Genomic DNA, 18,064 nt, shown 5'->3' with positions numbered 1-18,064 from the left:
TCCTGTTCTGTCGACACGTTCTAGCGCGTTGCAATCGACCGGGGCAACGCAATCTTGCCGTCGGCGGCGTCGTCCTCGGACGCCATTCCTAATCCAGCCGCGACGGCAGATCCCAGCCGCGCAGCAAATCCTGCGCGGCCATCGGCCTGCGGCCCTGGCGCTGCGCCTCGGTAATCTCGACCGCGCCCTCGCCGCAGGCGACGCGGAAACCGCCCAGGACCTGGCCGGGCGCACCCTCTCCCGCGACCACCCGCGATCGCAGCAGCCTGACCCGCTCGCCCGCGATCTCGCACCAGGCGCCGGGCGCGGGGGACAGGCCGCGGATCAGCCGGTCGACGCGGGACGCGGGCAGCGTCCAGTCGATCCGCGCCTCGGACTTGTCGATCTTGGCGGCATAGGTCACGCCATCCGCGGGCTGCGGCGTCGCCGGCAAGGGCAGCCTGTCCAGCACATCGACGATCAGCGCCGCACCGATGCCCGCCAGCCGGTCGTGCAGATCGCCGGCCGTGTCCTGCGCGCCGATGGGTGTCCGCGCCTCGGCCAGCACCGGACCGGTATCCAGCCCCGCCTGCATCTGCATGATCGCCACGCCGGTCTCGGCATCGCCGGCCATCACCGCGCGCTGGATCGGCGCCGCCCCCCGCCAGCGCGGCAACAACGAGGCGTGGATGTTCAGGCATCCCAGCCGGGGCGCATCCAGAATCGCCTGCGGCAGGATCAGCCCATAGGCCACCACCACCGCCACATCCGCGCGCAGCGCGGAAAACGCCGCCTGCGCCCCGGCCTCGCGCAGCGTCGACGGCGTGCGAACCTCAAGCCCCGATTCCTCCGCCTCGCGCTGCACGGCCGAGGGTCGCGGCCTCTGCCCGCGCCCCGCCGCCCGCGGCGGCTGCGAATAGACGGCCGCCACCTCATGCGCCGCCGCGACCGCCCGCAGCGCGGGCACCGAAAATCCGGGCGTTCCCATGAAGATCACACGCATCGCAGCCTCCGTCTTTGGCGTCGAAATATCCTCGGGGGTCCGGGGGCAGACAGCCCCCGGCGCTATCCCTGCCGCGCCAGCTTGGCCGATTTCCGAACCAGCATCCGGCGCCGCAAGGGCGACAGGTGATCCACATACATGCGCCCGTCCAGATGGTCGATCTGGTGCTGCACGCTGGTCGCCCACAGCCCGACGAAATCGCGGTCCTCGATCTCGCCCGTCTCGCTCAGGAACCGGACGGTGACGGCGCGCGGACGGGTGATCCGGGCCGAGACGCCGGGCAGGTTCGGGCTTGCCTCGTCGTGCTGGCGCGACTGCACGCTGGCGTGCAGCACTTGCGGGTCGGCCATCCTGACCGCCTGCCCGCGCCGGTCCGAGGCATCGACCACCGCCAGCCGCAGCATGATCCCGATCTGCGGCGCGGCAAGGCCCACGCCCGGCATCGCCTCCATCGTGTCGATCATGTCGTCCCAGATCATCCGCACCGTTTCCGTCACCTGCCCGACCGCCTGGGCAGGGATGTGCAGACGCCGGTCGGCATAGGGCAGAAAGGCCCGCACGCTCATGCCAGGTCCACGATCAGGCGGCCGTCCAGATGGTCGGCCTCGTGCTGGGCCACGCGCGCCGCCGCGCCGTCCAGGCTCGCGCGCTGCCGGCGCCCGTCAAGATCGAACCAGATCACCTCAACCTCGGCCGGCCGCGTCACGGTGACGGGGCGGCCGGGGATCGACAGGCACAGCTCTTCGCCCGGCGCAACACGGTCCGAGCGACGAACGATGCGCGGGTCCAGCATGACCAGCGGACGGGCCGCGCCTTCTTTCCAGCCCGCATCCATCACGAAGACGCGGCGCAGAACGCCGATCTGCACCGCCGCCAGGCCGCGCCCGCCGGCGCGATACATGGTCGCGACCAGATCGCGGGCCAGATCGCGCAGCTCCGGCCCCGACATCTCGCCCGCCGGGCGGCTGATGTCGCGCAGCACCGGGTCGGGATGGATCAGGATCGGGCGCACCGCACCGCCCGTCAGCGCCGCGGGCAGCGCCGGACGCGCCGGCCCCGCCGGATGCGCGTCCCGCATGTCGGCGCGATCAGGCACGCGCCCGCTCTCGCTTCAGCTTGACCATCTTGCGGGTGATCATCTGCCGCTTGATCGCGGACAAATGGTCAATGAACAGGATGCCGTTCAGGTGGTCCAGCTCGTGCTGGGCGCAGGTCGCCCACAGCCCGTCGAACTCATCCTCGTGCATCCTGCCGTCCAGCCCCAGCCAGCGCATCCGCACCTGGGCGGGCCGCGTCACGTCCGCATACTGGTCGGGGATCGACAGGCAGCCCTCGTCATAGGTGTTGGTCTCGTCCGATGTCCACGCGATCTCGGGGTTGATCAGCACCATCGGCCGCCGTTCGGCGTCGGGGTCGCGGGTGGCGTCCATGACGAACATCCGCGACAGCACCCCGACCTGCGGCGCGGCCAGCCCGACGCCGGGCGCGCCATACATGGTGGCCAGCATGTCATCGGCCAGCGCCTCGATCTCGGGCGTGACGCGGGCGACGGGTTCGCACATCTTCTTCAGACGCGGATCGGGATGGATCAGGATCGGACGCAGGTTCATGACAGGCGATTTAGGCGATGGCTTCACCTGACGCAACAAGCCGCGTATGCAGGACGCGCAACAAAAGACGAGGATCGCCATGACCCGACCCGCCCTGGACCGGCAGCCCGATTTCGACGAGGTGATCGACCGCGTCGGCACGAACTGCTCGAAATGGGACGACATGGAGGCCGCCTATGGCGTGTCGCCGGGCGATGGCGGGCTGGCGATGTGGGTGGCGGACATGGATTTCCGCCCGCCCCGCGCCGTGCAGCGCGCGGTCGAGGATGCGGCGGCGCATGGCGTCTATGGCTATCCCGGCCGCAACGATGCCTATCTGGACGCGATCCGCTGGTGGATGGAGCATCGCCACGGCTGGCAGATCGACACCGGCTGGATCCTGACGGCGGCGGGTCTGGTCAACGGCGTGGCGATGGCCATCGACGCCTGTACCGCGCCCGGCGACGGGGTGATCGTCATATCACCGGTCTATCACGCCTTTGGCCGGGTCATCCGCGCGGCGGATCGCCGGATGGTCGAGTTGCCGCTGGCGCTGCGCGACGGGATCTACCGGATGGACTGGGCGCGGTGGGAGGGTATGCTGACCGGCGGCGAACGCCTGCTGATCCTGTGTTCGCCGCACAATCCCGGCGGCCGCGTCTGGTCCGAGGACGAGCTGCGCGAAGTGGCCGATTTCTGCGTCCGCCACGACCTGGTCCTGGTTTCCGACGATATCCACGCCGATCTGGTCATGCCGGGCCATCGTCACCGCATGATCGCCACCGTCGTGCCGGATATCCGCGACCGGCTGGTGACGCTGACCGCCGCGACCAAGACCTTCAACATCGCCGGCGCCCATATCGGCAACGCCATCATCGCCGACGACGATCTGCGCGCAAAATTCAGGGGCGCGCTGGCGGCGCGCGGCGTCTCGGCCGGGTTCATGGGGATGGACATGGTCGCCGCCGCCTATTCGCCCGAGGGCGCCGAATGGGTCGATGCGCTGGTCCGGTATCTGGACGGTAACCGACGCCTGTTCGATCAGGGCGTGAACGCCATCCCCGGCCTTGCCTCAATGCCGTTGCAGGCGACCTATCTGGCCTGGGTCGATTTTTCCGGCACCGGGATGAGCCGGCAGGAATTTACCGCGCGGGTGGAAAAATCGGCCCGCATCGCCGCCAATCACGGCACCACGTTCGGGACCGGCGGCGAGGATTTCCTGCGCTTCAACCTGGCCACGCCGCGCGTTCACGTCACCGAAGCCGTCGCCCGGTTGCAGGACGCGTTCGCCGATCTGCAATAGAGGCCGCGTCCCCGCATCGCGGCCGCCGCCCGCGCGCGGCAGGTCAGGTTCCGCACCCGCCCCCGCGGCGCGTTGCAATCCGGTCCGTCCCCGATCATATAGGGCGCGGAACGCCAACAGCCCCGGAGCCTCGTGCGCATGGTCTATCTGGATTTCGAAAAGCCGCTGGCCGATATCGAAGGCAAGGCCGAGGAACTGCGCGCCATGGCCCGCAAGGCCGAAGACCCGGTCGATGTCGAGAAAGAGGCGCTGGCGCTGGACAAGAAGGCCGGCGATCTTCTGAAGGATCTCTACAAGAACCTCAATCCGTGGCGAAAGACGCAGGTGGCGCGCCACCCCGACCGGCCGCATTGCCGCGCCTATGTCGATGCGCTGTTTTCCGAATTGACGCCCCTGGCCGGCGACCGCGCCTTTGGCGACGATCACGCGGTGATCGGCGGGCTGGCGCGGTTCAACGATGCGCCCTGCGTTGTGATCGGTCACGAAAAGGGCAACGACACCAAGTCGCGCATCCACCACAATTTCGGCATGGCCCGACCCGAAGGCTATCGCAAGGCGATCCGGCTGATGGACATGGCGCACCGTTTCGGCCTGCCGGTCATCACCCTGGTCGACACGCCCGGCGCCTATCCGGGCAAGGGCGCCGAGGAACGCGGCCAAAGCGAGGCGATTGCCCGCTGCACCCAGAAATGCCTGGAGATCGGGGTGCCGCTGGTCAGCGTGATCATCGGCGAGGGCGGATCGGGCGGCGCCGTGGCCTTCGCCACCGCCAACCGCATCGCCATGCTGGAACACTCGATCTATTCGGTCATCTCGCCCGAAGGTTGCGCCTCGATCCTGTGGAAGGACAGCGACCGCATGCGCGAGGCGGCCGAGGCGCTGCGCCTGACCGCGCAGGACCTGAAAAAGCTGGGCGTGATCGACCGCATCATCTCGGAACCCTTGGGCGGCGCCCAACGCGACAGCAAGGCCGCGATCGACGCGGTGGGGATCGCGCTGGCCTCGATGCTGAAGGATCTGACCGGAAAGAAGCCCGAGGATCTGATCAAGGACCGGCGGCAGAAATTCCTGTCGATGGGTTCCCGGTCGCTGGCTTGATCCGGTATCGGCGTGATCCGGTATCGCCCGGCCGCCCGGCCTTTCGTGCAGGGGATTGAAGGCCGTCCGGCGGCAGGATAGACAGCTTTCCTGAATATTCTGGCCGGAACCGGAAGGAATGGCATGAAGCGGGTCATCACCTACGGGACGTTCGACACGCTGCATTACGGGCATATCCGCCTGTTGCAGCGGGCGCGGGCGTTGGGCGACTATCTGATCGTCGCGCTGTCCACGGATGAGTTCAACGCGCTGAAGAACAAGACCGCCTTCCACAGCTGGGAAGAACGCAAGGCCCATCTCGAGGCGCTGCGCTATGTCGATCTGGTCATTCCCGAAAACACCTGGGAACAGAAACGCGACGATGTCCGGCTGTATCGCGTGGACATCTTCACCATGGGCGACGACTGGAAGGGCAAGTTCGATTTCCTGTCGGATCTGTGCGAAGTCCACTACATGCCCCGGACCGAGCGGATTTCCAGCACGATGATCCGCCACAGCCTGAACAGCGCCTGAGCCGCGGCGCAACGGAAATCGCGCAGGGTCGCGCCGGCATGAACAGGATCGGGAATCACGAATGAGCACAGGGCCGACCCCGGATCAGGATCAGGGTCTGATCCTGATGGCGCACGAATTCCTGCCGGGATTCGGCGCCTTCGGTCCGCGCGGCGTGATGCGCAAATCGCTGCCGGTGAACGGACGGCTGAAGCGGATCGGCATCTTCATGGATTCCGGCGCGGCGCAGGAATACGTGTTCCCCCGCCCGCATCTGTTCGGTCCCAACGGGCGCGAAATCGATCTGGCCGATGTGCTGGAAGCCGTGCAGTGTTCGACCGGCGCGGGCCGCGCGGCCGATGCCGATGCGCGCCGCGCCCTGCTGGCCGGCCAGCCGATCCGCTCCATCCGCGATCTGCGCCCCGAAATGACGCTGATCTTCTCGCGCCCGCTGATGCTGTCGCGGATCGAGTTGGCGAACCGGCCGGGTCAGTTCGGCCCGCGCAATCGCCATGTCTGCGTGAACGGCTATCTGAACGGGCACCTGGTGTTCAGCCATCGCGGCATGGACCCGGCCGCGATGGTCCGCGAATTGCGGGACATGCACGCCGATCTTGGCGTCGATCTGCCCCCGCGCGACCGGGCCGCCGACCCCGAGACGCGGACGGAATTATGCAACGCCCTGCGCCAGCGGGTTCTGGACCGGATCGAGGCCGGCACGCTGGACTGGACCGCGCCGCGTCTGGCGCAGTTGCTGCCGCTGAACGCGCAGCGCCCGGAAATGACGCCATTTGCCCTGCGGGTCGCGGCGGCGGTGATCGCGGCGGCGATGGGGCCGCGGCTTTCGGTCGGCACCGTGACCTTCGCGCCGCTGTCGCCGCTGCTGTCCTCGCCCGCGCGCATCGATGCGGTCATCGCCGAGGCCAACCGTCAGCTGTCGGCCCGCCTGTCCCGCCCCGCAGTGCTGTGCGCCAGCAAGCACGCCATTCAGGAACCGGTGCTGGTGCGGCATCGCGACAGCTATCTTGCCGTTCTGGATGCGGCCTTTCCGGCGCTGGCCGCGTGCGGCGTCACGCCGCTGCTGTGCTATGGCAGCCTCTTGGGCGCGGTGCGCGAGAACGCGTTTCTGACCCATGACGACGATGTCGATCTGCTGTATGTCGACGGCTCGACCTCGCGCCGCGAGATGATGGACCGGCGGGCCGAGTTGCTGGACAGGCTGTCCGCCCACGGTTTTCAGCCGATGGGCAAGCTGACCGACACGACGGTCAATTTCCACATCCGCAACGCCGACGGCAAGCTGGACCTGTTTCCCTGCTGGCAAGACGGGAACCACCTGCACGTGATGATGAAATATCCGGTCTATCGGCCGGTCCCGATCAGGATGATCCTGCCGCCGTCGCAGGTCGGGCTGCACGATCGCCGCTATCCCGCGCCGGCCGATCCCGAAGCCTTCCTTGCCGAACGCTATGGCAGCGGCTGGCGCGTGCCCGATCCCTATCACGAATGGCCCTGGCCGCTGGACAGCGCGCTGAACCGGATCAGGACCACATCGACCCGCGTGATCGAGAAAAGCCCGCCGCGGATGCAGACCATGCTGCGCCGGCTGCGCGCCCGCATCGGCCGTCCCTGACCGGCCGGCACGCGCGCGGGGTGGCGCGCATCAGTCGCGCGCGGCGTCCTGCGGGTTGAACCCGGCCTCGGCCATCAGGCGGTCCGACCGCGCCTCGATCTCGGCCTGAAGGCGCGGCATGAACGCCTGCTGCGGCATGTCGGGGCCGATGGCGGGCAGAAACTCGACCACGGCGCGTCCCGGCCGGATGCCCCAGCCCTTGCGCGGCCAGAACAGCCCGGTATTCACCGCGACCGGCACCACCGGCAACTGCGAGGCCGCCCGCATCGTACCCACGCCATGCTTGTAGTCGCGCTGTTCGCCCGGACGGGTGCGCGTTCCCTGCGGATAGATGATCAGCTGCCCCAGCCCGTCATCGGATTCGTGCCGCGCCGCGATCTCGCGCGCGATGGCGCGCACCGCGTCGCGGCCGCGCGACCGGTCGATGGGGATGCAGCCGACCTTCCAAGCATACCAGCCCATGACCGGCACCCGCATCACCTCTCGCTTCATGATGAAGGCGCGGCGCGGCAGCGCGTGGGCGATGACAAGAATATCCAGAAAGCATTGATGCTTGGCGGCAACGATGCAGTCGCCCCTGGGCGGCATGCCGCGCACCTCGCAGGTGACGCCCAGATGCAGCCGCGCGGCCCACAGCATATAGCCGATCCAGCGTGTCGCGACCGCATTGGCCGCGCGCCGCCCGCGCGTCGCCACCCATGGCAGGCCGACCAGCCCGATCACCAGCGTCGCCAGCGCGGCATGGACATAGAACAGCACGTTCTGCAGATATTGCCACGGACCCAGACCTCCGGGCGTGGCCGAGGCGGAACGCGCGCTCATCTGACCGCACCCAGCATCTTCAGCGCCGCCCATCGCGTCGCAAGAAAGCCGACGATGGCCGCGATCACCGGAATCGCCAGCGGCGCCAGCCAGCCCCAGCCGTGAAAGCCAAGACCAGTCAGGAAACCTCCGGCGGGGTCCATGTCGGGCAGCAGCGCGATCCCGGCCATGCCGATCAGCGTGCCGGCCGCCGCGCCCAGGGCCGCACGTTGGGTAAAGCGGCGCACGAAGGCGGTGGCGATGGTGATGTCGCGCGCCCCGATCAGCCGCAGCACGCGGATCACCTGCCCGTTCGCGGCCAGCGCGGCCTTGGCCGCCAGCGTGATCATCGAGGCCGAGGCCGCCGCGATCAGCAGCAACGAGATCACGCCCAGCACGCGCAACCGTTCCGCCGCCGACACCAGCGGCCGTCGCCATTGCGTGTGATCGTCCAGAACCGCGCCCGGCGCCTCGGCCTCAAGCCGCAGGCGCAGGCCCTCGGCGTCGAAATCGCGGCTGTCGATGGGCAGGTCGATCAGCGAGGGCACCGGCAGCGCATCGACCGGCATCTCGGGTCCGAACCAGGGCGCCAGCAGGCCTGCGACCTCGTCCTGCGGCAGCAGGCGCGGCGCGCCCGCGCCCGGCGTCGTCTGAAGGATCTGCATCGTGGCCTGGGTCCGCGCCTCCTGCTCGGCCGCGGGGGCGCTGACGCGCACGGTGACCGATCCGGCCAGTTCCGCCGACCAGCGATCGGCCAGCCGGCCCGTCGCCAGCGCCAGCGCCAGCGCGAACACCGCCAGAAACGCCATCGCGCCGGCCGAAAACAGCGTCAGCTGCGCTGTGTATCCGGTCGGCGGCACGATCCGGTCGCCCTTGCCGCCATCGCCGCGCAGCAGCCCCTGCCACAGCGGCCGCAGCCGCAGCGTCCGCAGATCCGCCCGTCCCTTCAAGAACCGCATCACAGATCCGCCCCCGCCAGATGCAATGTCCCGCCCGCGATGCGCAGCACGCGCGCCGCGACCTGCGCCTTGGCGGCGCGGATCAGGTTCAGGTCATGGGTCGCGACCAGCACGGTCTTGCCCGATTTGTTCAGCTCGATCAGCAGCTGCATCAGCCGCATCGACATCTCCCAGTCCAGATTTCCCGTCGGCTCGTCCGCCAGCACCAGATCGGGCGACAGGATGACCGCGCGGGCCAGCGCCGCCCGCTGACGTTCGCCCCCCGACAGCGACGGCGGACGTGCGCGCGCATGCGCCGACAATTGCACCCAGCCAAGAAGATCGCGCAGCGCGTCCATGTCAACCGCCTGCCCCGACACGCTGAGCGGCAGGGCGACATTTTCCGCGACCGGCAGGTGGTCCAGAAACTGGGTGTCCTGATGCACGACCCCGACCCGGCGGCGCAGCATCGCGATGTCGTCGCGTCCTAGCCCGCGCAGATCCTGGCCGAACACGCTCATCCGGCCCGAACTGGGCAGCAGATCGGCATAGCACAGCCGCAACAGCGTGGTCTTTCCCGACCCGGACGGCCCGGTCAGAAAGTGGAACATGCCCGGCTGCAGGCTCAGCGTCATGTTCGACAACAGCTCGGCGCCACCGTGATAGCCGAAGCCGACATCCTGCATCTCGATCAAGCGCCACCCCCTTTTGCTGCGGGATCGTTTTCCGGCCGCTTGGAAGCCGGCCCCGCGCTTGATAGAAGATCGTTCAGGTGAATGCGAGGGTGGGCATGGCTGAAATACGGTTGATCTGTCCGGGCTGCGCCGCGGAATACCTGCTGCCCGAAGGCACGATCCCGGCGCGGGGCCGGCAGGTCGAATGCACCGCCTGCGGACAGGTCTGGCAGGCGACGCCCGGCGACAGGCCGCCCGACCTGCCCCAGGCGCGACCGAAGGCGGGGGCGGAACAGCTGTCCTATACGCTGGCCTTCGGAGAATCGGCCAAGGTGCAACGCGATCCCGACAGGACGGGCGACGCGTCGCAATCGGGCAGCGCCGCCGCTGCCCCGGCTGCGAAACTCAGCCGCCGCGTGCCCGAAAGCGTTCTCAGCATCCTGCGCGACGAGGTGGAACACGAACGCCGCGCCCGCGCCGCCGAAACCGGCACCGACACTGGCACGCAGGACGGCAACCGCCCCGCCCGACACGAGTCCACAGCCCACGCGACCGGGATCGACTGGCCGGCCACCACCGTCACCGACACACCCGCATCAGGGGCCGGCAGCACCCGGCCCGCCCCCGACAGGGTTCCGGCACCGTCCGACCCCGAGGCTCAGCCCGTCGTCGCCCCCGCCGGCGCGACGCGGGCCATGGTCGGCGCGCCATTCCCCCAACCCGATCCGGCAGTCGATCTGGACCTGCCGAAACCGGCCGGCACGGCCCCGGCCGCCCCGGACACGCCGTTTCAGCCGGCGATGCCGGTGCCTGCGGACGGTCCGTCCGGCTACCGCACGGGGTTCGGTCTTGCGGTGGCTATTGCGGCAACGGGGCTGGTCCTTTACCTGCTTGCGCCCGCCATGTCCGATGCCGGGCCGGTGGGCGCGGCCATGCAGGATCTTCGCGCCTTCGTGGATCAGGGCAGGCTGTGGCTGCAATCGGGCATTTTCGGGCGGTCCGCCTGACCGACCCGTTGCGTCAGAACCGGTCCAGCAGCCGGTCCAGATAGTCGCGTTCGTCCTGCGGGCGGTCGCGCTGACCGCTGCGGCGGCGGATCTCGTCCAGCAGATCGCGCGCCCGCCGGGCCGGGTCGATCCCTTCCGCCAGCGGATTGCCCATGGTGATCATGTTGCCGTTGCCGTCCATCTGACGACCGAGGGGATCCAGCATCGGCCGCCGGTCGCGACTTGTCCCGTCCTGCGCCGTGCGCCCGGCCTCGCCGCCTGGTTCCTGACCTTCCTGACCGTCCTGCCCCTGCTGGCCCTCATCGGCCTGACCGCGCTGCTGACCCATCATGTCGGACAGCGACCGCATCCCCTCGCGCATCGCTTCGATGGCGTCGGCCTGACGCTGCAACGCCCCGCCGGTATCGCCCTCGCGCAGCGCCCGTTCGGCGTCCTCCATCGCCCGGCCCGCCTCGTCCAGTTGCCGGCGGGCGCTGTCGCCCGGTTCGCTGCCCTGGCCCGGCAGCATCCCGCGCTGCTGGCCCAGCTGTTCGCGCAGGCCGCGCTGCCGGTCGGCCAGATCGCCCGCGCCGGGCGCGCGGTCCTCCGTCCCGTCCTGGCCGAACTGTCCCTGCCCGAACTGTTCCTGCATGTCGCGAAAGGCATCGTCCGACAGGCGCTGCTGTTCGCGCAGCGTGTCGGCCAGCCGGTTCATCTGCTGGTTGCCCTGGCTGCCCTCCTGCCCCTCGCCGCCCTCGCCCTGCGTGACCTGCAGGTTCTCCATCATCCGATTGAACTGTTCCAGCAATTGCTGCGCCTCGGCCATCCGGCCCTCGTTCATCAGGCGCTGGATCTCGTCCATCATCTGCTGGATCTGGTCGCTGGTGATGCGCTGGCCGGGCTGGTTTTCGGTGAACCGGTCTGCCGGGTCCTGCTGGCCCTGTTCGGCCAGCATCCTCGTATAGGCATCGGTCGCCTCTTTCAGCTGATCCATCAGGCGCTGGATCTCGTCGGGGCTGGCGCCGTTGCGGATCGCCTCGGACAGTTTTTCCTGCGCCTGCCGCATCCGCTCCAGCGCATCCGACAGCCCGCCATCCTCCAGCAGGATTGCGGCCTTCCACAACGCCTCGCCCAGCCGGTCGCGTGCCTCATCGGACAGCGGGCCGGATTCCAGCTGCCCCACCGCGCCGCGCAGTTGCAGATACAGGGTCCGGTCGATGAACCCGTCGGGCCGCCAGGTGATCGCGCGCAGGATCTCGGCGCTGCGGCCGGCATTCTCGCGCGACCACAGCAGGTCGCGGCGCAACTCGATCAGCGCGGCGGCGCGCGGATCGAAAAAGCGCCGTCCGGGCAGGATCGTGTGGAACGGGGCCGAGCGGCCGGTCTGGTCGATGCCGTCCACCGCCTCCAGCGTCAGGCTGACCGGCAGGTTCGCCCAAGGGTGACGGGCCAGGTCCTCGACGATCTGGCCCGAGACCTCGCGCCGGTCGCCGCCGCGCGGCAAGGGCAGGTCCAGATCGACCGGATCGCGCGGCTCGGGCGCGGGCTTCAGCCCGAATCGCCGGTCGACCGAGGCCAGATTCAGCACGATGCGCGCGCGTCCCGCGGCGATGCCGTGATCGTCCTCGGCCTCGAAGTCCTGGATCATCCGCCCGTCCGCGCGCCGCGTCGGCGCGGCGCCTGCGCGGATCGCGGGCGGCGCGTCGGGCAGGACGGTCACCTCAAAGCGGCGATCCCCCACCGCGATCCGGCCGGAACGCTCGGCCCGGAACCCCGGCGCCTGCGCATCCTCGGCGATGACCGCGCCGATATCCTGGGTGACGGTCGCGCCGTCGCCATACAGCCGGAACGTCACCGCGCTGCCCTTGGGCAGTTCCAGCACCTGCCCCGAATCCAGCGCGTTCAGATAGATCGTCGGACGGCGCGTATAGGCCGGCGGCTCGGCCCAGCCCTCCCATCCCGGCCCCGAGGCGACTTCCCCGCCCGCCAAAGGCCGGCCGACCGTGGCCGCGATCGCGCCGATGCCCTGCCCGATCTGCGCGCCGCCGCCAAAGATCAACGCCATGACCAGCGCCACCAGCGACGCCAGCCGCAGCGCGAACGGATCGCGCCGCGCCAGATCGGCATCGGGCCTGACCGCGCGCGCCGCGGATGCGCGGGCCTGCATCTGCGCCAGATGCGCGCGCCACAGCGCGCCTTCGCCGCCCAGCGCGGCACGATCGGCCAGCGCCGCCAGCGGACGGCCCGGCAAGGTCCGGTCCAGCCGCTCGACCGCCTCGGACGCGCGCACGCGCCGATACCGCAACCCGCCCCGGATGGCCGTCGCGACCACCGCCAGCAGCGCCAGCAGCGCAACCCAGGGCAGCGCCGCCTCCGGCACCGCCGCCACGCCGCCCAGCGCGAAGGCCGCGAACAGGGCGCACAGGATCGCCGCCAGGGGCCAGAATGCCCGCGCCCCGCGTTCCCACACCATGCCCCAGCCGGTCAGGCGCAGGGCGCGTGCGATCCGGCGGGTCTTTGGCGTCGAAATATCCTCGGGGGTCCGGGGGCAGACAGCCCCCGGCGGTGACGGCGGATCGGGGCGTCGCGTCAAAGCCATTCGGGGATGGTATCGCGGGCCAGCATTTCCTCAAATGACGGTCGCGCCCGGATGACGGCGAAGTGATCGCCCTGGACCAGCACCTCGGGCACCAGCGGGCGCGAATTGTATTCCGACGCCATCACCGCGCCATAGGCGCCGGCCGAGCGGAACGCGACCAGATCGCCCGCCTGCAGCCGCGCAAGCTGGGCGCCCTTCTGGAACGTGTCGCCCGATTCGCAGACCGGGCCGACCACGTCGAAGGGTTGGACATCGGCGCCCGGCGCGGGCTCGGCCACCGGGACGATGTCGTGATGCGCGCCATACATCGCCGGGCGCAGAAGATCGTTCATGGCGGCATCGACGATCAGGAAATCCCGCCCCTCGCCCTCTTTCAGGTAAATGACGCGCGACAGCAGGATACCGGCATTGCCGACGATGTTCCGCCCCGGCTCGATCTGGATCTCGCAGCCCAGATCGCCCACCGTCTCGCGGATCACGGCCCCGTATTCGATCGGCAGGGGCGGCGCGTTGTTGTCGCGGCGATAGGGGATGCCCAGCCCCCCGCCCAGATCCAGCCGGGTGATCGCGTGCCCGTCCGCGCGCAGGGCGCGGGTCAGATCGGCCACCTTCGCATAGGCCGCGCGGTACGGGTCCAGATCGGTCAGCTGGCTGCCGATATGCACGTCCACGCCGACCACGCGCAGCCCCGGCAGCGCCGCCGCCTCGGCATAGACATCGCGCGCGCGGGCGATGGGGATGCCGAACTTGTTCTCGGACTTGCCGGTCGCGATCTTCTCGTGCGTCTTCGCGTCCACATCCGGGTTCACCCGGATCGTCACCGGCACCTCGGCCCCCATGCTGACGGCCAGCGCCGACAGCGCCCGCATTTCCGGCTCGGATTCGATGTTGAACTGGCGGATGCCGCCGTCGATGGCCTGACGCATCTCGGCCACGGTCTTGCCGACGCCGGAAAACACGATCCGCTGGCCCGGCACGCCCGCCGCCCGCGCCCGTGCATATTCCCCGCCCGACACGACATCCATGCCCGCGCCCATGTCGCCCAGCAGCTTCAGCACCGCAAGGTTGGAATTGGCCTTCACCGCAAAGCAGACAAGGTGGTCGGCCCAGTCCAGCGCCTGCCGGAACAGCCCGAAATGCCGCCTCAGCGTCGCGGCGGAATAGACATAGACCGGCGTCCCGACCTGATCGGCGATGCGCGACAGCGGAACATCCTCGGCATGCAGCGCGCCGTCGTGATAGTTGAAATGATCCACCTACAGCTCCGTGATGACGCCCATCGTCGCGTGACCCGAGATCGCGACCCCGGATTTCGGCGGCGTCGCGGGGGCGGCGGGACGTTCGGGCGGGCCGTCCACCCCGCAGCCCGCAAGGGTCAGCACCGCGATCAGGGCCAGGCGCGTCATGCGAGTCTCTCTTTCCAACGGGCAATCTGCGCGCGCACCTGATCGGGCGCGGTCCCGCCATAGCTTTGCCGCGAGGCGACGGAATTATGCACACCCAGCACGCCGACCACATCGTCGGTGATCGCCGGATCGACCGATTGCATGTCGGCAAGGGTCAGATCGGGCAGATCGACCCCCTTGCCTTCGGCCATCGCCACCAACGATCCGGTGACGTGATGCGCCTGACGGAACGGCATTCCCGCCTCGCGCACCAGCCAGTCGGCCAGATCGGTCGCGGTCGAGAACCCGGCCGAGGCCGCGGCCTCCATCCGGTCGCGGTTGGCGGTCAGGTCCGACAGCATCCCCGCCATCGCGGCCAGCGCCAGCATCAGATGGTCGGCGGCGTCGAAGACCTGTTCCTTGTCCTCCTGCATGTCCTTGGAATAGGCCAAGGGCAGCCCCTTCATCACCGTGAACAGCGCCACCGTCGCCCCCAGGATGCGCCCGATCTTGGCGCGGATCAGCTCGGCCGCGTCGGGGTTGCGTTTCTGCGGCATGATGCTGGAGCCGGTGGACCATTTGTCCGACATCGACACAAAGCGGAACTGGGCCGAGGACCAGATCACCAGCTCTTCCGCCAGCCGCGACAGATGCACCGCGCAGATCGAGGCCGCCGACAGGAACTCCAGCGCGAAATCGCGGTCCGAGACCGCATCGAGGCTGTTGGCCATCGGCCGGTCGAAATCCAGCGCGGCGGCCGTCGCCTCGCGGTCGATGGGATAGCCGGTGCCGGCCAGCGCGGCGGCACCAAGGGGCGATTCGTTCATCCGCCGGCGGGCATCCTGAAACCGCGACAGGTCGCGGCCGAACATCTCGACATAGGCCATCATGTGATGGCCCCATGTCACCGGCTGCGCCGTTTGCAGATGGGTGAATCCCGGCATGACCCAGTCGGCCCCGGCCTCGGCCTGCGACAGGGCCGCCCGGATCAGCGCCCGCAGCCCCGCAATCGCCGCATCGCACTGATCGCGCACCCACAGCCGGAAATCCGTCGCCACCTGATCGTTGCGCGACCGGCCGGTGTGCAGGCGGCCCGCCGCCTCGCCGATCAGGTCCTTCAGCCGCGCCTCGACATTCATGTGGATGTCTTCCAGCGCCGTGCTGAACGGAAAATCGCCGGCCTCGATCTCTGACAACACCGTGAGAAGCCCTTTCCCGATGGCGTCCGCATCGCTATCGCTGATGATGCCTTGTGCGGCCAGCATGGCGGCATGGGCCCGGCTGCCCCGGATGTCCTGGGCGTAAAGCCGCCGGTCGAAGCCGATCGAGGCGTTGATCGCCTCCATGATCGCATCGGGTCCGGCAGCAAAGCGTCCGCCCCACATGCTGTTGGCGGCGTCCTTGTCGTGGGGCCGGTCGGTCATACGGAAAGTCCTTCGGAGGTCACATGCTGCGTTCTGCCCTGCTTTATACGGCGCTTCTCATCGGTGCAAATACCGGCTTCGCGGCCCAGGTGGACTGGCAGGCCGCCCATGATGCGGGGCTGGTCAAGCTGGTGCCGTCCAGGGATGCCCCGCCCATCCCCGAAACCGAGTTCACCGACCCCGACGGCGGCACGCACCGGCTGTCGGACTGGCAGGGCAAGGTCGCGCTGGTCAATTTCTGGGCCACATGGTGCGCGCCCTGCCGCGAGGAGATGCCCGCACTCGATGCGCTTCAGGCCGAGTTGGGCGGCGAGGATTTCCAGGTCGTGACCATCGCGACCGGCCGCAACGCGCCCGCCAAGATCGACCAGTTCTTCGAAGAGACCGGGGTGCAGAACCTGCCCGTGCTGCTGGACCCCAGACAGCAGTTGGCCCGTCAGATGGGCGTCGTGGGCCTGCCCGTGACGGTGCTGATCGACCGCGACGGAAACGAGGTCGCGCGGCTTCTGGGCGACGCCGACTGGTCCAGCGACGCGGCAAAGGACGTCATCCGGCAGTTGACAGCCGACTGACCTGATCGTGACGCGGGCAGCCTGTCAGATGGTCGTTGACCATGCCCGTGGCCTGCATGAACGCATAGACGATCACCGGTCCGCAGAAACCGAAGCCGCGCGTTTTCAGCGCCTTCGATAGGGCGATTGATTCGGGCGTGACGGCCGGCACCTCGTCCATGCCGGCAAAGCGGTTCCGGATCGGCTGCCCGCCGACGAACGACCACAGGAACGGCGCGAAACCGTCGCGTCCCTCGATCTCGATGAACAGGCGCGCGCCCCGGACGGTCGCGGCGATCTTGCCGCGGTGGCGCACGATTCCCGGATTTTGCAGCGCGCGGTCGATTCGCGCCGCGTCCCATCCGGCCACCCGTTCGGGATCGAAACCGTCGAATTCGGCGCGGAAACTGTCGCGCTTGCGCAGGATCGTGATCCAGCTGAGCCCGGCCTGAAACCCCTCCAGCATCAGATTTTCCCACAGCGCCCGACCGTCGCGTTCGGGCACGCCCCATTCGCGATCGTGATAGGCCACGTAAAGCGGATCGGTCCCGCACCAGCTGCATCGCGTCATCCGCCGTTAACCTCGAGTCCAGAAAATGCTGCGGGTTAAGGGAAAACTAGGCAATCATGCGCAAAGTGCAACAAGACCCGTATGGAAGATGAGGCAGGATGTGAGCAACGGCACCCCACCCAAAGGCTCGCCGCTGGAATACGCCATGGATCAGCAAAGCCGGATCACCCTGCCCGCCGTGCGCGCCGCGGTGGAAAAGGGCAACGGCGTGCTGGCGTTCCAGCCCATCGTGCAGGCGCAGCGCACCGACCGCGCGGCCTTCTACGAAGGGCTGATTCGCATCATCGACGATTCGGGCCGGATCGTGCCGCTGAAGGATTTCATGCCGGTGGCCGAAACGACCGAGCTGGGCCGCCAGATCGACTGCCTGTCGCTGACCCTGGGCCTTCAGGCGCTGACCGAGGACCCGTCGCTGCGGCTGTCGATCAACATGTCCGCCCGTTCCATCGGCTATCCCGACTGGATCCGCACCCTGCGCAACGGCATCGCGGACGATCCGCATGTCGGGGAACGGCTGATCCTTGAAATCACCGAAAGCTCGGCGATGGGGATGCCGACCGAGCTGCGCGGCTTCATGGCCGAGGTGCAGCGGTCGGGCATCTCGCTGGCGCTGGACGATTTCGGGGCGGGATATACGTCTTTCCGTTATCTGCGCGATTTCTGCTTCGACATGATCAAGATCGACGGCCAGTTCATCCGCGAGATCGCCGAACATCCCGACAACCAGGTGCTGACCCGCGCCTTGATGTCGATTGCGCATCATTTCGACATGTTCACCGTCGCCGAATCGGTCGAGACAGCGGACGACGCCAGTTTCCTGATCGAAAACGGCATCGACTGCCTGCAAGGCTATTATTTCGGCGCCCCGACCATCGCGCCGCCGTGGAAGAACCCGCCCTCGGTCGCCAGCCGGTGACCATGCGGGTGGACCCGGGCGTGCGAAGGGCGAGGCATCGCGCCACCCACCACCGGGCCGGCGTTCAGGCGGGTTTCGCGCGCGGCGCATCGGCAGCCCGACGCCGTCAACGGCCGCATCCA

General features: G+C 68.8%; 19 protein-coding genes. 7 read left to right on the top strand and 12 right to left on the bottom strand.

Features of this window, described 5'->3' with window-relative positions; translation table 11 throughout:
• Positions 1-88 precede the first annotated feature (88 nt).
• The 4 genes from fmt to def (JHW45_RS03380) form a co-directional block, all read right to left on the bottom strand.
• Positions 89-982, bottom strand: a complete 894-nt coding sequence (gene fmt / locus JHW45_RS03395; protein ID WP_272859556.1) for a methionyl-tRNA formyltransferase — start codon at positions 980-982, stop codon at positions 89-91.
• 62 nt (positions 983-1,044) lie between these two features.
• Positions 1,045-1,548 (bottom strand): peptide deformylase, encoded by a 504-nt coding sequence (def, locus tag JHW45_RS03390; protein ID WP_272859555.1) that lies wholly within the window; start codon positions 1,546-1,548, stop codon positions 1,045-1,047.
• Positions 1,545-2,078: a peptide deformylase gene (locus tag JHW45_RS03385; protein ID WP_272859554.1), complete on the bottom strand. Its 534-nt coding sequence runs from the start codon at positions 2,076-2,078 to the stop codon at positions 1,545-1,547. Before JHW45_RS03385 ends, def (JHW45_RS03390) begins: the two co-directional genes overlap by 4 nt.
• Positions 2,071-2,592 (bottom strand): peptide deformylase, encoded by a 522-nt coding sequence (def, locus tag JHW45_RS03380; RefSeq protein ID WP_272859553.1) that lies wholly within the window; start codon positions 2,590-2,592, stop codon positions 2,071-2,073. Before def (JHW45_RS03380) ends, JHW45_RS03385 begins: the two co-directional genes overlap by 8 nt.
• A 79-nt stretch (positions 2,593-2,671) precedes the next feature.
• Between def (JHW45_RS03380) and JHW45_RS03375 the strand changes: the two genes are divergently transcribed.
• The 4 genes from JHW45_RS03375 (at position 2,672) to JHW45_RS03360 (ending at position 7,097) form a co-directional block, all read left to right on the top strand.
• Complete coding sequence (locus JHW45_RS03375) at positions 2,672-3,874, top strand: MalY/PatB family protein (protein ID WP_272859552.1); 1,203 nt, start codon at positions 2,672-2,674, stop codon at positions 3,872-3,874.
• A 138-nt stretch (positions 3,875-4,012) separates the two neighbouring features.
• The gene (locus tag JHW45_RS03370; protein ID WP_272859551.1) at positions 4,013-4,972 is read left to right on the top strand and encodes an acetyl-CoA carboxylase carboxyltransferase subunit alpha; all 960 of its coding nucleotides are present in this window, start codon (positions 4,013-4,015) and stop codon (positions 4,970-4,972) included.
• Between the two features lie 123 nt (positions 4,973-5,095).
• Positions 5,096-5,485 (top strand): glycerol-3-phosphate cytidylyltransferase, encoded by a 390-nt coding sequence (gene tagD / locus JHW45_RS03365; protein ID WP_272859550.1) that lies wholly within the window; start codon positions 5,096-5,098, stop codon positions 5,483-5,485.
• A 61-nt stretch (positions 5,486-5,546) separates the two neighbouring features.
• The gene (locus JHW45_RS03360) at positions 5,547-7,097 is read left to right on the top strand and encodes a hypothetical protein (RefSeq protein WP_272859549.1); all 1,551 of its coding nucleotides are present in this window, start codon (positions 5,547-5,549) and stop codon (positions 7,095-7,097) included.
• Between the two features lie 30 nt (positions 7,098-7,127).
• On the opposite strand, the gene JHW45_RS03355 is transcribed toward JHW45_RS03360, so the two are convergent.
• From JHW45_RS03355 to JHW45_RS03345, 3 genes are read right to left on the bottom strand one after another with little or no spacing between them, the layout of a single operon-like run.
• Complete coding sequence (locus tag JHW45_RS03355) at positions 7,128-7,919, bottom strand: lysophospholipid acyltransferase family protein (RefSeq protein WP_272859548.1); 792 nt, start codon at positions 7,917-7,919, stop codon at positions 7,128-7,130.
• Positions 7,916-8,857 carry a cell division protein FtsX gene (locus JHW45_RS03350; protein ID WP_272859547.1) on the bottom strand — a complete coding sequence of 314 codons (942 nt, stop codon included), beginning with the start codon at positions 8,855-8,857 and terminating at the stop codon, positions 7,916-7,918. Before JHW45_RS03350 ends, JHW45_RS03355 begins: the two co-directional genes overlap by 4 nt.
• On the bottom strand, positions 8,857-9,531 hold the full coding sequence (locus tag JHW45_RS03345; protein WP_272859546.1) for a cell division ATP-binding protein FtsE: 675 nt from the start codon (positions 9,529-9,531) through the stop codon (positions 8,857-8,859). The genes JHW45_RS03350 and JHW45_RS03345 overlap by 1 nt, the downstream gene beginning before the upstream one ends.
• 95 nt (positions 9,532-9,626) lie before the next feature.
• Here JHW45_RS03345 and JHW45_RS03340 point away from each other — a divergent pair, with 95 nt between their 5' ends.
• A complete protein-coding gene (locus tag JHW45_RS03340; protein ID WP_272859545.1) occupies positions 9,627-10,517 on the top strand; it encodes a zinc-ribbon domain-containing protein in 891 nt (296 codons plus the stop codon).
• Between the two features lie 13 nt (positions 10,518-10,530).
• Here JHW45_RS03340 and JHW45_RS03335 read toward each other — a convergent pair whose 3' ends face one another.
• The 4 genes from JHW45_RS03335 to argH are packed head-to-tail and all read right to left on the bottom strand — an operon-like array spanning position 10,531 to position 15,904.
• Positions 10,531-13,095, bottom strand: a complete 2,565-nt coding sequence (locus JHW45_RS03335) for a DUF4175 domain-containing protein (RefSeq protein WP_272859544.1) — start codon at positions 13,093-13,095, stop codon at positions 10,531-10,533.
• Entirely contained in the window at positions 13,086-14,351 is a 1,266-nt protein-coding gene (gene lysA, locus JHW45_RS03330; protein ID WP_272859543.1) for a diaminopimelate decarboxylase, read from the bottom strand. Before lysA ends, JHW45_RS03335 begins: the two co-directional genes overlap by 10 nt.
• Positions 14,352-14,501, bottom strand: coding sequence for a lipoprotein (locus tag JHW45_RS03325; protein WP_272859542.1), 150 nt, complete (start codon positions 14,499-14,501; stop codon positions 14,352-14,354).
• On the bottom strand, positions 14,498-15,904 hold the full coding sequence (gene argH / locus JHW45_RS03320) for an argininosuccinate lyase (protein ID WP_272859541.1): 1,407 nt from the start codon (positions 15,902-15,904) through the stop codon (positions 14,498-14,500). The genes JHW45_RS03325 and argH overlap by 4 nt, the downstream gene beginning before the upstream one ends.
• A gap of 23 nt (positions 15,905-15,927) precedes the next feature.
• Between argH and JHW45_RS03315 the strand changes: the two genes are divergently transcribed.
• Positions 15,928-16,476: a TlpA disulfide reductase family protein gene (locus JHW45_RS03315; RefSeq protein WP_272859540.1), complete on the top strand. Its 549-nt coding sequence runs from the start codon at positions 15,928-15,930 to the stop codon at positions 16,474-16,476.
• Here JHW45_RS03315 and JHW45_RS03310 read toward each other — a convergent pair.
• Positions 16,451-17,026, bottom strand: a complete 576-nt coding sequence (locus tag JHW45_RS03310; protein WP_272859539.1) for a DNA-3-methyladenine glycosylase I — start codon at positions 17,024-17,026, stop codon at positions 16,451-16,453. The two genes, JHW45_RS03315 and JHW45_RS03310, sit on opposite strands and share 26 nt — an antisense overlap.
• Positions 17,027-17,171: 145 nt before the next feature.
• Here JHW45_RS03310 and JHW45_RS03305 point away from each other — a divergent pair, with 145 nt between their 5' ends.
• Positions 17,172-17,942, top strand: coding sequence for an EAL domain-containing protein (locus tag JHW45_RS03305; RefSeq protein WP_272860523.1), 771 nt, complete (start codon positions 17,172-17,174; stop codon positions 17,940-17,942).
• The last annotated feature ends 122 nt before the right edge of the window (positions 17,943-18,064 follow it).

Source organism: Paracoccus stylophorae, from assembly GCF_028553765.1.
In the GTDB taxonomy this organism is placed as follows: domain Bacteria; phylum Pseudomonadota; class Alphaproteobacteria; order Rhodobacterales; family Rhodobacteraceae; genus Paracoccus; species Paracoccus stylophorae.
Note: the sequence above shows the minus strand (reverse complement) of the source record. Positions and strands in the feature narration are given on the sequence as shown.